Here is a 14517-nt window from a genome sequence, read left to right as displayed (position 1 = left end):
AATCTTATTCGGCCGCTTCCGCCAGGGGGCGCAAGGCGGGCTCAGTCGTTGGTTCATTGTCTTGAGAGGCGGGCTCGTCATTGCCGCGGCGTTCGCGCAGCTGTTCGATGACCGCGTAGAACACCGGCACGAACACCAGCGACAGGATGGTCGCCGCGACCATGCCGCCGAACACGGTGGTGCCGATCGACTGCCGGCTTGCCGCACCGGCGCCGGTCGCAAACATCAGCGGCAGCACGCCGAGGATGAAGGCGAAGGCCGTCATCAGGATCGGCCGCAGCCTGAGCCGTGCCGCCTCCATCGCCGCGTCGACGATGCTGAGGCCTTCTTCGCGCCGTCGCCTTGCGAACTCGACGATCAGGATCGCGTTCTTGGCCGCCAGGCCGATCAGCATGACGAAGCCTATCTGCGAGTAGACGTCGATCTGCATGCCACGCAGCAACAGGGCCACGAAGGCGCCGAACAGGGCCAGTGGCACCGCCAACAGCACCATGAACGGCATCGCCCAGCTCTCATACTGCATCGCCAGGATCAGGAAGACGAAGACGATGGCGAGGCCGAAGACGACGGACGCGATCGATCCTGCCTTGAGCTCCTGGAAGGTGATGCCGGTCCATTCGAAACCGAAATCCCTTGGCAGCGCAATGGCGGCGGCCCGTTCCATCGCGGCAACCGCCTGGCCCGAGGAAAAGCCGGGTGCGGCACCGCCATTGATCGAGGCCGAGGCATTGTTGTTGTAATGCGGCACGGTCTCCGGGCCGACGAAGGGCACGAGTTTGCCTAGCGTCGAGAGCGGCACCATGCCGCCGGAGGCATTGCGCACATAGAGCCGCGAAATGTCGGCGGCACCCGCACGTGCATCCTTGTCGGCCTGGATGGTCACCCGGAAGGTGCGGCCGAACAGGTTGAAGTCGTTGACGTAGAGCGAGCCGAGATAGATCTGCAGCGTGTTGAAGACATCGGGCAGATTGAGGCCGAGCAGCTTGGCCTTGCTGCGGTCGAGGTCGTAGTTGAACTGCGGCGTCGAGGTCGAGAATGGCGAGAACAGCTGCTGCGGGTTGATTTCCGGCTGCTTGCGCGCCTCGGCGATCACGGCTTGGGTCGCATCGTTGAGGGCTGAACTGCCGCGGCCGGTCAGATCCTCGACGACGAATTCGAAGCCGCCTGTGGTGCCGATACCCGGGATAGAAGGCGGATCGAAGCTCAGCGCGAAGGCTTCTGGAATCTGCATCAGCTTGCCGCGCACATCGGCGACGAGCTTCGATGCGCTCTGGTCGGGGCCGCGCTCCTCCCACGGCTTCAGGATGGCGAATTCAACCGCCGAATTCGACTGCGCCGCACTGGTCAGGAAATTCAGGCCGCTGATCGAGCCGACAATCTCGACGCCGGGCGTCGCCTGCAGGATGTCACGCGCCTTCTGCGCCACCGCGTCGGTGCGTTCCAGCGACGCGCCGTCGGGCAACTGGATGACGACGAAGAAATAGCCCTGGTCCTCGACCGGAAGGAAGGTCGAGGGCAGGCGCTGCCAGACGAAGTAGGTGGCGACCAGGCCGGCCGCGAACAGGCCGAGCATGATCCAGCGCAAGCGGATGAGAATGCGTACGCCATTGGCGTAGGCGTGCGATAGCCTGTCGAAGCCGGTGTTGAACCAGCGGAACGGGGCGAACTGCGTCTCGCCGCGATGCCGCAGGAAGGCCGCGCTGAGCGCGGGACTGAGCGTCAGCGAGTTGAAGGCCGAGATGCCGACGGAAATCGCCACCGTCAGCGCGAACTGGTTGTAGAGCTTGCCGGAGACGCCGGGAATGAAGGCGACCGGCACGAACACCGCCATCAGCACCGCGGTGGTGGCGATGATCGGTCCGGTGACCTCGCGCATGGCGGCCTTGGTCGCTGCAAGCGGCTTGAGCCCGGCCTCCAGCTGTCGTTCGACATTTTCAACCACGACGATGGCATCGTCGACGACCAGGCCGATCGCCAGCACCATGCCGAGCAGGGAGAGCATGTTGAGCGAGAAGCCGAGCATCTCCATGACGACCAGCGTCGCCACCAGCGACACCGGAATGGCGATGGTCGGGATGATCGTCGTGCGCCAGCTTTGCAGGAAGAGGAACACCACGGCGACGACCAGCACCAGCGCTTCGCCGAGCGTGATCAGCACGTCATGCATCGACGCCGAGACGAAGCGGGTGGTGTCGTAATGCATCGCATAGGACACGCCCTTCGGGAAGCGGCCCGACAGCTCCTGCATCTTGTCCTTGACGCGCTGCTGCAGATCGAGCGCGTTGGAGCCGGGCATCTGGTAGACGGCGAGCACCACGGTCGGGTCCTTGCCGAAGAAGGCCGACGACGAATATTGCAGTGCGCCGAGCTCGATGCGGGCGACGTCGCGCAGCCTGACCAGCGAGCCGGTGTCGGTGTTGGCGCGCACGACGATGTCGCCGAATTCCTTTGGATCGCTCAACCGGCCGACGGCGTTGACCTGCATCTCGAAGGCGGTGCCGGCGGGTGCCGGCGATTGGCCGATCTTGCCGGCCGCCACCTGGACATTCTGCTCGGCGATGGCGTTCTGCACATCGACCGCGGTGATGCCGAGATTGGCGAGCTTGTCGGGATCGAGCCAGACGCGCATCGAATAGCGCCGCTCGCCGAAGATCTGCACATCGCCGACGCCGGGCAGGCGCTTCAGCGGATCGACCACCTGCAGATAGGCAAGGTTGCTCAGCGCCACCGGATCGACCGAACTGTCGGGCGAAGTCAGGTTGACGATGAGGACGAAGTTCGGGTTCTGCTTCTTGATCGTCACGCCGCCCTGGTTGACGATCGCCGGCAGCGACGAGGCGGCCTGCGAGACGCGGTTCTGCACGTCGACGGCGGCGGTGCTCAGCGAATAGCCGACATCGAAGGTGATGGTGATGGTCGAGGAGCCGTCATTGGAGCTCGTCGACGACATGTAGGTCATCCCTTGCACGCCGTTGATCTGCTGCTCCAGCGGCGTCGTCACCGTATCGGCCACCACTTGCGCGCTGGCGCCTGGATAGTGGGCGCTGACCACGACCTGCGGCGGCGTGATGTCGGGAAACTGCGAGACGGGCAGCAGGAAATAACAAATCGACCCGGCGAGCACCATGATGATGGCGATCGCCGAGGCGAAGATCGGACGGTGGATGAAAAAGTTTACCACGAGACGCAAGCCTCCCCGGCTGCTCTTGCCCGCCCGAAGGCGCTGGCGACGCTGGACAGTCTTTGACCGCGCTTGTCACCGAGGTCGTCCCGCGAATGCAGCAACGGCACCTCGTTGCGCTGCGCATCGGCAAGCGAGCGCAGCATCGTCTCGAAGGCGCGCGGGTCGACGCCATCGGCTCTCATGACCAGCCGGATCATCGGATCCCGGACGGCTTCATCTATGGTAAGATCGCGGCGCTGTGGCATTGGCCGGCTCCTTGTCTGTCGATTCGCAGCACGTGCTCGCGAACCGTTTTCATCTTTTCACCGGCCGAGGCCGCATGATTGGCAGTTTCTTGTCCCTCTCGTCGGCAGGGCCAGTTCACGGCCTTGTTATTGACGGTGGACGATATAGGTGTTACCAGTAAGTAACATTCTGGAAGTTACAGACCGGTAACACCCTAGTCAAGAGGTGGCCGAGGGTTTTTTGGAAACGAAAGGAGATCATGATGGCAGACGGCATCGTGGAGCGCTCTCGTCCCCGGGATCGGATCCTGGAGACGGCACGCGACATGTTCCACAAGCATGGCATCAAGGGTGTCGGCGTCGACGCCATCACCGAAGCTGCCGGCACGAACAAGATGACGCTCTATCGTCACTTCGAATCCAAGGACGAACTGATCGTCGAATGCCTGCGCGCCAATGCGGCCAAGGCGGGCGCTATGTGGGATGCGTTCGAGGCCGAATTTCCTGGTGACAAGCTTGCCCAGCTGCATGCCTGGGTTCGCAAGGCGGCTGCCATGCTCAATGCGGATGGGCGCGGCTGCGACATGGCCAACGCCGCCGCTGAGCTGACCGAGCCGGACCATCCGGCCAGGCTGGTGATCAAGGAGCTCAAGGAAGCCCAGCGCGAGCGCCTTGTGACGCTATGTCGGGATGCGGGCATCGGCCAGGCTGAACTGCTCGCCGATACGCTGTCGCTTCTGCTCGAGGGCGCGCGGGTTAGCGTGCAGACCGTGGGGTCGGAAGGTCCGAGCACGCAGTTCGTGCGCATGGCTGAAGGATTGATCGTTTCTTTCAGGGGCGCCGCCGCCGGTTGAGGTGACCTGTCGCCTGTCCATGTGCGCCATTCATCGCGTGATGACTGGGCGCGCTTTGGTGTCGCTGTGCTGCCATCCCTGTCGGCCAAACGAAAAAAGCCCGCTGCCGGGAGGAGGTGGCAGCGGGCTCGATTTTCGAATGTGGCGCGGGAGGAGGTGCACCCCATTCAGCGTCGGCATCGCATCTGGGAGGAGTAGATGGCCGACAACCAGAACCTACGAGTTGCCCAACGATTCGGCAACAAAGAAACTTGCATAGCTGCTGTGCAGATTTGCCGTGCCAATTATCGTACAAATCCGGAAACCCGGTTTAGCCAAGCCATTTCGCATTACTGCCCCGGGACGTTTTCCCTGAAGATCAAGCGCGGTTCGATGAACTTGCGCGTCAGATAGGGTGCCGAGGAGGCGATCGAGCCGAGCAGGCGGATGACCGACTGCTCCGCGATCAGCCGTGCATTCTGGTCGATGACGATATCGAGCAGGTCGTCGACGAGATGACCGCGCGTGTCCTTGGTCAGATCGTGGCAGATGAACACCGGCTTGCGGTTCGGCCTGGCCTCGCGGATCGCCTTTGCAACGCCCGAATGTCCAGCTCCGACGCAATAGATGCCAAGCAGTTCCGGCTCGTCGTGCAGCGCCTTCATGGTCTCGGTGTAGCTGGCATCGGGCTCGTCGTTGACCTCAACGGCGCTGCTGACGGTCAGATTGGGAAACTCCTCACTGAGCACCGAGCGGAAACCCATCTCGCGTTCCTCGTGGCCACGATAGGAACGTGAGCCGACGACCATCGCCAGATGGCCGGTGCGGCCGCCAAGGAAGCGTCCCATCAGCAGCGCCGCCGTTCGTCCCGCCACCCGGTTGTCGATGCCGACATAGGCCGCGCGCGGTGCCGCCGGAACATCGGACACCAGCGTCACCAGACGCATCCCGGCATCGACGATGTCGCGCAGGATGTTGCGCGTACGCGGATGATCGACGGCGATCACGCCGACGCCATTGGCCCTGAGCGACAGGTTTTCGACAGCGCTCTGCAGCGCGTTCGGCGAGATACCGGCGAGGTTGTGGATCCGGCACGAGGCGACAAGCGGCAGGCGCGCGGCGTAGTCCTCGATATGCCCGGCGAGATCGCGCATGAAGGCATTGCTGCCGATCGGCAGCAGGAATTCAAGGTGGGCGGGCCGCGAGGGTAGCGTTACCTGATCGGCGACCGGCAGATAGCCGAGCTGCTTGGCCGCCTCCATGACGCGCTGGCGGTTGGCCGCACTCGCACCCGGCCGGTTATTGAGCACCCGGTCGACCGTTGCGGTCGATAGCCCGCAGCTACGAGCGATATCGGAGACAGTGGCTTTCATGCCGTAACCCACAGCCCGCAGTTGCGTGCGGTATCCGAAACTGTGGCTTTCATGCTGCAATCCTGTTCGCCATGCGATGGCGCGTCAGACAAGCGATGCGATCTGAGGTGACGGGTGATTGCCGCCCATCACCATTCTCAGTGCGATGGCTTGCCATCGGCGATGGCATCGCGGATCTCCTTGTCCGACATGCCGGTGATGATCCGTTCGACCTCCGCCACGCTGGTCTTCTTGGGGTCTATGTCGTCGGCGACCACCTTGCCGCGGCGCATGACGACGATGCGGTCGACCACCTGGAAGACATGGTGGATGTTGTGGGCGATGAAAATGCAGGAATGGCCGGAATCGCGGGCGCTGCGCACGAAGCTCAGCACACCCTGTGTTTCGGCGACGCCGAGATTGTTGGTCGGCTCGTCGAGAATGATCAGGTCGCTGTCGAAATGCATGGCGCGCGCGATCGCCACCGCCTGGCGCTCGCCGCCGGAGAGCGAGCCGATCGGCGTCGTCGGCGGGATGTTCTTCGAGATGCCGACCTGCTTGAGCAAGTCGCGAGCAACCGTGTTCATCGCATCCTGGTCCATCCGGTTGAGGAAGCGCGGCGGCTTGATCGGCTCGCGCCCGAGGAACAGATTGCGGGCGATCGACAGTTGCGTCACCAGCGCCGAGTCCTGGTAGATCGTCTCGATGCCGTGGGCGATGGCGTCGCTGGTGCTGCGCAGGCTCACCTTCTTGCCGCGGATGAAGATATCGCCGCTGGTCAGCGGAACGGCACCCGAGAGCACCTTGATCAGCGTCGACTTGCCGGCGCCGTTGTCGCCGAGCAAGCCGACGATCTCCCGTTCATTGACATGGAAATTGGCATCCTCCAGCGCCTGCACGCGGCCATAGGACTTGCGGATGCTCGTCATGCGGATCAGTGGCTCGGCCATGGTTCAAGTCCCCGCCTGGTGCCGGCGTTCCAGCCATGAATGCAGCGCCATCATGCCGAGGATGATGGCGCCGATGAAGATGTTGTAGGCAAGACCGGGCACGCCGATCAGCACGATGCCGTTGCGCATCACGCGCAGGATCAGGATGCCGAGCACGGTGCCGATGATCGTGCCGCGCCCGCCGGTCAGCGCGGTACCGCCGATCACCACCATGGCGATGACTTCCAACTCATAGCCGGTACCGCTGTTGGGGTTGGCGGCGGAAGTGCGCAGCGAAGAGATGACGCCGGCAAGCGAGGCCATGACCGACGACAGCACGAACAGGCCGATCTTGACGCCGCTGACATTGACGCCGCGCGCCCTTGCAGCACTCGGGTTGCCGCCGGCCGCCTGGATCCAGTTGCCGGTGCGGCTTTGCGTCAGCACATAGCCGAGCCCGATCGCCGCGGCGATGAACCAGAACAGCGACATGTAGATGCGGAACGGGCCGATGAAGAAATCGCCGACCAGCACTTCCGCCAGCCAGCTGCCTTCCGCGGTCCAGGTGCGCTGCGGAAAACCATCGGTGACGAAAAGAGCGGTGCCGCGCACCACCAGCAGCATGCCGAGCGTCACCAGGAAGGACGGGATCTTGAGCTGCGTCACGAACCAGCCATTGACCAGCCCGATGAAGGCGGCGACCAGCAGCGCGGCGACAAAGCCGACCTCGAGCGAGGTCAGGCCGCTGTTGAACAGGGTCCACATCAAGACCGGCGAGAAGCCGAATAGGGAACCGACCGAGAGGTCGAACTCGCCCGATGTCATCAACAGCGTCATCGCCAGCGCGATCAGGCCGAGCTCGACCGTGAAGGCCAGCGTGTTGGAGATGTTCTGCGGCGACAGGAAGTCGTGGTTGAAACTCCAGAAAACGGCGATCTCGACGACGAGCAGCACGAAAGGGCCGAATTCCGGCCGTGCGATCAGGCGTTGGACGAGCGAATGATTTTCCACAGGCAATCCGCGACATGAGTGGAAGGCTGAGCGTTGCACATCGCGTGCGAAGGGCTCGGCGAAATGGAGAGCCAGTCGCGACCGTTGGGCGGCCGCGACTGCTAGGATTGGATGTTACTTGCCGGACAGGATGTCATCGTAGATTTGCGCGGTGTCTTTTTCGTAGAGCGCGCCGGTGATGACGTTGAAGCCCGGAGGAATGCCGCCGGCGGCCATATTGGCCAGCGAAAGCGCGACATAGCTGGTCGCCTGCGGGTCCTGCCACTGGCCGGCATTGACATAGCCGTTCAGCACTTCCTGGGTGGTGTCGAGCGAATTGCCCCAGCCGACGACCGGGATTTCGCCCGGCTTGATGCCGACCTGGTCGAACACCCGCTTGATCGAGCCGGTGACGAGATCGCCCAGGCCGATGATCGCCTTGACCTTGGCCTTGTTGGCCGTGAGGTAGTCGACCATGCGGTTGATCACTTCAGCCTGATCAAGCGTGGCTTCCGTGATTTCATAGGTGATACCGAGCGGCTCGAAGACGCTCTTGATGCCTTCTTCTTCCTGCACGCCATAGGTGGCGCCGGGGATTTCGACCGGCATCCAGACGAAGTCGCCTTTCTTCACCAGGCCTTTGTCGACCAGATACTGCGCCCAATGCTTGCCGAAGGTGACATTGTCGCCGCCGACATAGGCGTTGAAGTCGGCCTTCGGATCAGGCGTGTTGAAATTGATGATCGGCACTTTCGCCGCACGCGCTTCCTTGACGATCTCGATCAGGCTGCCCGGATCGGGGCTCGTCGTGACGATACCATCGGCCTTGGCGGAGAGGGCGGCGCGAACCGCTTCCTGCTGCGAGGCGACATCGCCATTGTGGAACGAGGTGTTGACCGTGTTGCCGGTGTCCTTGGCCCATTGCTTGGCGCCGGCCAGGAAGTAGGTCCAGACCGGATCGGCCGGACCGCCGTGCGAAATCCAGTAGAACGTCTTGGCCTGTGCCGCTGCTGGTACCACCATCAGCGCCACCAACAGGCCGTATAGAACGAGTCTTAGCCGTGTCAGCATTTGATTTCCTCCCGTTTGTAGATCGTCAGTTCAAAATCCGTCCCTTGTTCCGCGTCTTTTTGCCAGCGCCGGTTGAATGCGTCAGAGCATCCCCTTTTTCGACGGATGGCAAGCCTCCATCTGCCAAGCCTCCATCTGCAGGTGTAGTGGGCGTCTGACGGGGCGTCATCAGCGGTCCCATCAGATTGCATCAGCTGAGGTGATTTTCCGACTGTCGGATAATTGGCGTGATTGTTTAGGGTCGCGCGAACGCGGCCTGCGCCGACAAGGGTCACGCCGGCGACCATCCTGCGCCCACGGGACCAGGTCCGCAGCGCTTGGCAGGGCGTCGACGACACCAGTTGCTAGATCAGATCGGCTCTGGCCAGCTCCCGCATCAGATGGCTGGCGCCATAGGTCCAGTGCGGACAGTCGGGCGAGAGCCGCACCCGGTTGACCAGCGCACCGAATTTCTCCGACGAGATGGTGACGATGTCGCCGACCTTGTGGGTAAATCCCTTGCCCTTCTCGCCGCGGTCCTTGGACGGAACGAACATGGTGCCGAGATAGAGCGCCAGCCCGTCCGGATACTGGTGGTGCGGCCCCATGGCCGCGGCGACCAGTTCCTCCGGCGAGCGGCTGATCTCGGCCATCGAGCTTGCGCCCTCCAGCGAGAACCCGTCCTCGCCCTCGACTTTCAGGTGCACGACGGCGCGCTTGACGTCATCGATGGAGAATTTGTCGTCGAACAGGCGGATGAAGGGGCCGAGTGAGGCCGAGGCATTGTTGTCCTTGGCCTTGCCGAGCAGCAGCGCCGAACGCCCTTCGACGTCGCGCAGATTGACGTCGTTGCCGATGGTGGCGCCGGCGATCAGGCCGCTGGAGGCGGCGATCATGGCGATCTCGGGTTCCGGATTGTTCCAGGTCGACACCGGGTGCAGCCCGACATCGGCGCCGAAGCCCACCGAGGCCATCGGCTGGCACTTGGTGAAGATCTCGGCATCGGGGCCGATGCCCACTTCCAGATATTGCGACCAGGCGCCGCGCGAAATCAGCTTGGCCTTGATCTCCATCGCTTCGGGCGAACCGGGCTTCAGCTTCGACAGGTCGTGGCCGATCAGTCCGGCAATGTCGGCGCGGATGGCATCGGCTTTTTCAGCCGAACCACGCGCCTGTTCCTCGATCACCCGTTCCAGCAGGCTGACGACGAAGGTGACGCCCGATGCCTTGACCGCCTGCAGGTCGACCGGGGAGAGCAGGTAGGGTTTTGCTGGATCGCGCCCGGTTTCAAAACTGTTGGCGGCGATGTCATCGAGCGATCCGATCGGTCTGCCTTCGGCCGAGCGGACATGCCCAGCCGGGTCGGCCATCTCGCAAAGGTCGCGCATGGTTGGTGCCGCACGCGAGGTGATGTCGAAGACCGTGCCATCGCGCACCGCGACGACCAGCGGGTATGCGGCATCGCTGCTTCTGGCGCGTCCGACAAAAAGGCCCTCTGTGGGCAGGTGGGTCGGGTTCGTCATAGCGCTCTGTCCTCTGCGTGATCGACAATGTGGCGAAGTGATCGTCAATGTGGGTTGGCCGGATCGGCGCGGCACTTTCACCGGATTCCCGTCAAAGGTCTATCCCGTCGCGGGCGATCGGAACTCTGGTCTCCGATCGTCTCGGCGGCAGTCCACAGACGAAAGCCAGGGCGCTCTTTCAAAATTGTGAAATTCTGACTAGGATTTTCACCAATCGCAGCGCATTCAGGTGACTTTTGGCGACAGCATTCTCCGATCCGATCTGGCGCAAGCCACAGACAGCTTCCACGTTTCAATCGCTTCCCAATGGCGAACGTGTCGATCTCGCCATCGTTGGCGGTGGCATCATGGGCTTGTCGACCGCCTTGCATGCCGCCCGGCTTGGCCTGTCGGTGCAGGTGCTGGACGCCGGCGAGATCGGCCAGGGCGCATCAGGTTTGAATGGCGGTCAGGTCATTCCCGGCCTGAAATACGATCCGGAATGGCTGCTGGAGCATTTTGGCCCGGAGCGCGGCGAGGCGCTCGTCAATTTCGCGGCGTCGACCGCCGATGCGGTGTTCGAGCTGATCCGCGACGAGAAACTGGCGGTGCCGTTCGTCCGCAATGGCTGGATCCAGGCGGCGCACACGGAGGCCGCGCTGAAGGCGGCGGCGAACCGCGACCGGCAATGGCACGCGCGTGGTGCCGACGTCCGGTTGCTCGATGCAGCGGAGATCGCGGCCAAGACCGGTGCACAGGGCTATCTCGGCGGCTGGCTCGACCGCCGCGCCGGTGTCATCGATCCGCTTGCCTACACGTTGGAATTTGCCCGGGTCGCGACCGCGGCTGGAGTGAGGATAGCCGGACACCAGAAGGTGGTTCGGCTAGACAACAGCGCCGGCGTTTGGCGTGTTTCAACTGAAAACGGGGTGCAATTGCAGGCAAAGGCGGTCGTGCTGGCGACAAACGCCTATACGGACGGTCTGATCCCCGGTCTCGCTCAGACGATCGTGCCGCTGCATTCCTTTCAGATCGCCACAGCGCCGCTGTCGCCCGATCTGGCGGCCACGATCCTGCCGGAAGGGCAGGCGGTGTCGGACTCCAGGCGCATCCTCGTCTACTACCGCAAGAGCGCCGACGGCCGGCTGGTGCTTGGCGGCCGGGGTCGCATGGCGTTGCCGACGAGCGCCAGCGACTGGGCGCATCTCGAGCGGGCGCTGCGGCGGCTCTATCCCATGCTGTCCGGCGTCGCCATCGAGAAGCACTGGTTCGGCCGGGTGGCGATGACCCCGGACCACCTGCCGCACATCCACGAGCCGGAGAAAGGCCTGCTCGCCGTGGTCGGCTGCCAGGGTCGTGGTGTCGGCCTGATGACCGCGCTTGGCGAGCGCATCGCCGGCTACCTCCAAAGTGGCGACGCCAGGCAATTGCCTTTCCCGGTCTCGCCGATCCGGCCGATCCCGTTTCACGCCTTCCGCCAGGTCGGCGTCGCCGCGACCATCGCCTGGTACCGGCTGCTCGATGCGTTGGAGCGCTGACCCGGGCGCTTCATCTCCTTGGGGTTCTGTTAGGGGATTCTACTTGACAGTTTCATGAATATGAAAAACTCTAAGCTAATTTCAAATTCCGATAGGCAGGTCGATGTCGACCCTAGTTGCAACATCAGCGCCAGAGGCCCGGTCTTCTCAGGGCTTCCGGTTCGCCATGTTGCTGCCGGGCGCTCTTGTCACCTTCCTGCTGATCCTGTTTTCCCTCGGCCTCGTGCTTTTCCTCGCCTTCCGCGGCAATGACGGCTCGCTGCTCGGCTCCGGCTTCACCGTGGCGAATTTTGTCACCGTGGGGTCCGATCCGCTGTACTGGACGGTGACGCTGCGCTCGCTGATCATTGCCGCTCTGGTCACGCTGGCGACGGTCATCACCGCCTATCCCGTCGCCTACTACCTCGCTTTCCACGCCGGCCGGCGGCGTGGCCTGCTGCTGTTCCTGGTGACGCTGCCGTTCTGGACCAGTTATCTCCTGCGCGTCTTCGCCTGGAAGATCGTGCTCGCCTACAATGGCGTTTTGAACTCGGCGCTGATCGAAAGCGGGATCTGGTCCGAGCCGACATTGGCCTTTCTCAACACGCCGGCCGCCGTCGTCGTCACGTTGGCGCACGCCTATGCGCCTTTCGCCATCCTGCCGATCTACGTGGCGCTGGACACCATCCCGAAATCGCTGATCGAGGCCGCTTCCGATCTCGGCGCGCGGCCCTTCACCTCCTTCCGCCGGGTCGTGCTGCCCAATTCGATGCCGGGCGTGCTGGCGGCAGCCCTTGTCGTCTTCGTGCCGACGGTCGGTGACTATGTCACGCCGGCGCTCGTCGGCGGCCCGGCCAGCACCATGATCGGCACGCTGATCCAGGCGCAATTCGGCAAGGCCAATGACTGGCCGTTCGGCGCCGCACTCTCCGTCGCCGTCATGCTGGTCATCCTTGCCGTGGTGCTGGTCGCGCGTTTCGCCGACCGCAGATTTGGCAGCCGCACATGAGCACTGCACGCGCGCAGGGAGGCGGCCGCTGGCTCGGCGTCTACGTCGTCGCCTATCTGGTCTTTCTCTATCTGCCAGTGCTGCTGATCCCGCTGTTTTCCTTCAACAACTCGATCCAGGCAGCGTTTCCGCTGCAAGGCTTCACCTTGCAATGGTACGCGACACTGTTCGGCAATTCGGCGCTGACGGGTGCACTCTTGAACAGCCTCGTCATCGGCGCCATTGCCGCCACGGGCGCGACGCTGTGCGGCATCACCGTATCCTACATGGACCTCTACGGCCGCTCGCCGCTGGCCGCCACCATCAGCGCCATCGCAAGGCTGCCGATCCTGATCCCGGGCGTCATCGTCGGCATATCGCTGCTGATCCTCATCAACCTCATTGGTCTGGGGCCATCGCGCATTGCCATCGTTCTCGGCCACATATTGGTCGCGCTGCCGACGACCGTGGTGATCATGCGCAGCCGCTTCGCCGCCATCCCGAAAACCATTCGCGAGGCGGCGCTCGATCTCGGCGCCTCCGACTGGACGACGTTCCGGCGGGTCATGCTGCCGCTCAGCCTGCCGGCCATCATTTCGGCCTTCATGCTGGCCTTCCTGATCTCCTTCGACGAATTCATCGTTGTCTTCTTCCTCGCCGGCACCGAGCCGACGCTGCCGCTCTACATCTGGAGCCAGCTGCGTTTTCCAAAGTCGCTGCCGACGGTGATGGCGCTGGGCACGTCGATCCTGGCTGTGTCCTTCGTCATCGCTGCAGCAGCTGAAATCCTACGCCATCGCGGCCTGTCCGCCACGGCGCCAAAGCCCGCGGATCCATCACAACCAAAACAAACCAAGAGAGGAGAACTGCAATGGCATTCGACCTGAAATCGATCTCTGCAAAGACTGTTTGCGCTGGATTGACGGCGTTCGCGCTGGCGCTGTCGTCGACCGTCGCTTTCGCCGGCGACAAGCTGCAATATTTCACCTGGTCGGGCTACGAACTGCCCGATTTCAACAAGAGCTTCCTCGCCGCGCATCCCGATGGCGTCGAGGCCTCCATCTTCGGTGACGACGACGATGCCTTCACCAAGGTCAAGGCCGGCTTCCGCCCCGACATCGCGCATCCCTGCTATGACAAGGTGGCGCGCTGGAACAAGGAAGGCCTGCTGCAGCCGATCGACACCAAGCGCATCAAGAACTGGGATTCGATCTTCCCGGTGTTCAAGAACCTGCCCGACCTGCAGGCCGGCGACGGCAAGGTCTGGATGGTGCCATGGGACTGGGGCAACACCTCGATCCTCTACCGCACCGATCTGGTGAAGAACCCGGAAGCGAGCTGGAACCTTCTGTGGGACAAGCAGTATGCCGGCCGCATGGCGACGATCGACGCCGTGCACGACACGCCGGTCGTTGCCGCACTGCTGGCCGGCGTCGATCCGTTCGACATGACACCGGAGCAAATGGACAAGGTGGCCGAGAAGCTGCGCGAGCAGCGCCCGCTGCTCTCCAACTACACCACCGACATGACCTCCGTCGAACAGGCGTTGGCCAGCGGCCAATTGGTCGCCGCCATGACCTGGAACGCGTCGGCCACGTCGCTGAAGAAGCAGGGCGTGCCGGTCGAGTTCATGAAGCCGAAGGAGGGCATGCTGACCTGGGCCTGCGGCTTCGTCATGCTCAAGGACGCCAAGAATGTCGACCTCGCCTATGACTTCATCAACAGCCGGCTGGATGCCGACTCCGGCAAATACCTGATCCAGGCCTATGGTTACGGCAGCTCGCTGAGCTCCGCCTTCGCCACCGTGCCGAAGGCGGAATTGGAGAAATTGCAGCTGCCATCCGATCCCGAGGTGTTGCTGAAGACCACCATCTTCACCGGGCCGATGAAACAGAATGACGACCTCGCCAAGATGTTTGAAAAGGTCAAGGCAGGCGGGTGAGTTTCA

Annotated in this window: 12 protein-coding genes; 5 read left to right on the top strand and 7 right to left on the bottom strand. The window is 63.1% G+C overall.

Annotation, left to right across the window (positions count from 1 at the left end):
- Window positions 1-4: 4 nt before the first annotated feature.
- Window positions 5-3181 carry an efflux RND transporter permease subunit gene (locus NKJ67_RS05625; RefSeq protein ID WP_127270244.1) on the bottom strand — a complete coding sequence of 1059 codons (3177 nt, stop codon included), beginning with the start codon at window positions 3179-3181 and terminating at the stop codon, window positions 5-7.
- Window positions 3175-3429: a hypothetical protein gene (locus NKJ67_RS05620; RefSeq protein WP_127270242.1), complete on the bottom strand. Its 255-nt coding sequence runs from the start codon at window positions 3427-3429 to the stop codon at window positions 3175-3177. Before NKJ67_RS05620 ends, NKJ67_RS05625 begins: the two co-directional genes overlap by 7 nt.
- 242 nt (window positions 3430-3671) lie before the next feature.
- On the opposite strand from NKJ67_RS05620, the gene NKJ67_RS05615 reads away from it, so the two are divergent.
- Complete coding sequence (locus NKJ67_RS05615) at window positions 3672-4262, top strand: TetR/AcrR family transcriptional regulator (RefSeq protein WP_127270239.1); 591 nt, start codon at window positions 3672-3674, stop codon at window positions 4260-4262.
- A gap of 329 nt (window positions 4263-4591) precedes the next feature.
- On the opposite strand, the gene NKJ67_RS05610 is transcribed toward NKJ67_RS05615, so the two are convergent.
- The 5 genes from NKJ67_RS05610 to NKJ67_RS05590 all read right to left on the bottom strand — a co-directional run bounded on the left by NKJ67_RS05610 (window position 4592) and on the right by NKJ67_RS05590 (window position 10085).
- Entirely contained in the window at window positions 4592-5614 is a 1023-nt protein-coding gene (locus NKJ67_RS05610; RefSeq protein ID WP_127270236.1) for a LacI family DNA-binding transcriptional regulator, read from the bottom strand.
- A 137-nt stretch (window positions 5615-5751) separates the two neighbouring features.
- Window positions 5752-6543: an ATP-binding cassette domain-containing protein gene (locus NKJ67_RS05605; protein ID WP_127269326.1), complete on the bottom strand. Its 792-nt coding sequence runs from the start codon at window positions 6541-6543 to the stop codon at window positions 5752-5754.
- Between the two features lie 3 nt (window positions 6544-6546).
- A complete protein-coding gene (locus NKJ67_RS05600; RefSeq protein ID WP_127269325.1) occupies window positions 6547-7533 on the bottom strand; it encodes an ABC transporter permease in 987 nt (328 codons plus the stop codon).
- Window positions 7534-7647: 114 nt separating this feature from the next.
- Window positions 7648-8583, bottom strand: a complete 936-nt coding sequence (locus tag NKJ67_RS05595; protein ID WP_013532868.1) for a substrate-binding domain-containing protein — start codon at window positions 8581-8583, stop codon at window positions 7648-7650.
- A 344-nt stretch (window positions 8584-8927) separates the two neighbouring features.
- A complete protein-coding gene (locus NKJ67_RS05590; protein WP_352580757.1) occupies window positions 8928-10085 on the bottom strand; it encodes a fumarylacetoacetate hydrolase family protein in 1158 nt (385 codons plus the stop codon).
- A 236-nt stretch (window positions 10086-10321) separates the two neighbouring features.
- Between NKJ67_RS05590 and NKJ67_RS05585 the strand changes: the two genes are divergently transcribed.
- The 4 genes from NKJ67_RS05585 (at window position 10322) to NKJ67_RS05570 (ending at window position 14511) form a co-directional block, all read left to right on the top strand.
- Complete coding sequence (locus NKJ67_RS05585) at window positions 10322-11602, top strand: NAD(P)/FAD-dependent oxidoreductase (RefSeq protein WP_352580756.1); 1281 nt, start codon at window positions 10322-10324, stop codon at window positions 11600-11602.
- Window positions 11603-11705: 103 nt separating this feature from the next.
- Complete coding sequence (locus NKJ67_RS05580; protein WP_352580755.1) at window positions 11706-12590, top strand: ABC transporter permease; 885 nt, start codon at window positions 11706-11708, stop codon at window positions 12588-12590.
- Window positions 12587-13456 carry an ABC transporter permease gene (locus tag NKJ67_RS05575; RefSeq protein ID WP_127328459.1) on the top strand — a complete coding sequence of 290 codons (870 nt, stop codon included), beginning with the start codon at window positions 12587-12589 and terminating at the stop codon, window positions 13454-13456. The genes NKJ67_RS05580 and NKJ67_RS05575 overlap by 4 nt, the downstream gene beginning before the upstream one ends.
- Window positions 13441-14511 (top strand): ABC transporter substrate-binding protein, encoded by a 1071-nt coding sequence (locus NKJ67_RS05570; RefSeq protein WP_292456607.1) that lies wholly within the window; start codon window positions 13441-13443, stop codon window positions 14509-14511. The genes NKJ67_RS05575 and NKJ67_RS05570 overlap by 16 nt, the downstream gene beginning before the upstream one ends.
- Window positions 14512-14517 lie beyond the last annotated feature (6 nt).

It is taken from the genome of Mesorhizobium sp. M0088 (genome assembly GCF_040322895.1).
Lineage (GTDB): Bacteria > Pseudomonadota > Alphaproteobacteria > Rhizobiales > Rhizobiaceae > Mesorhizobium.
This window is presented reverse-complemented; position numbering and strand designations above follow the sequence as displayed.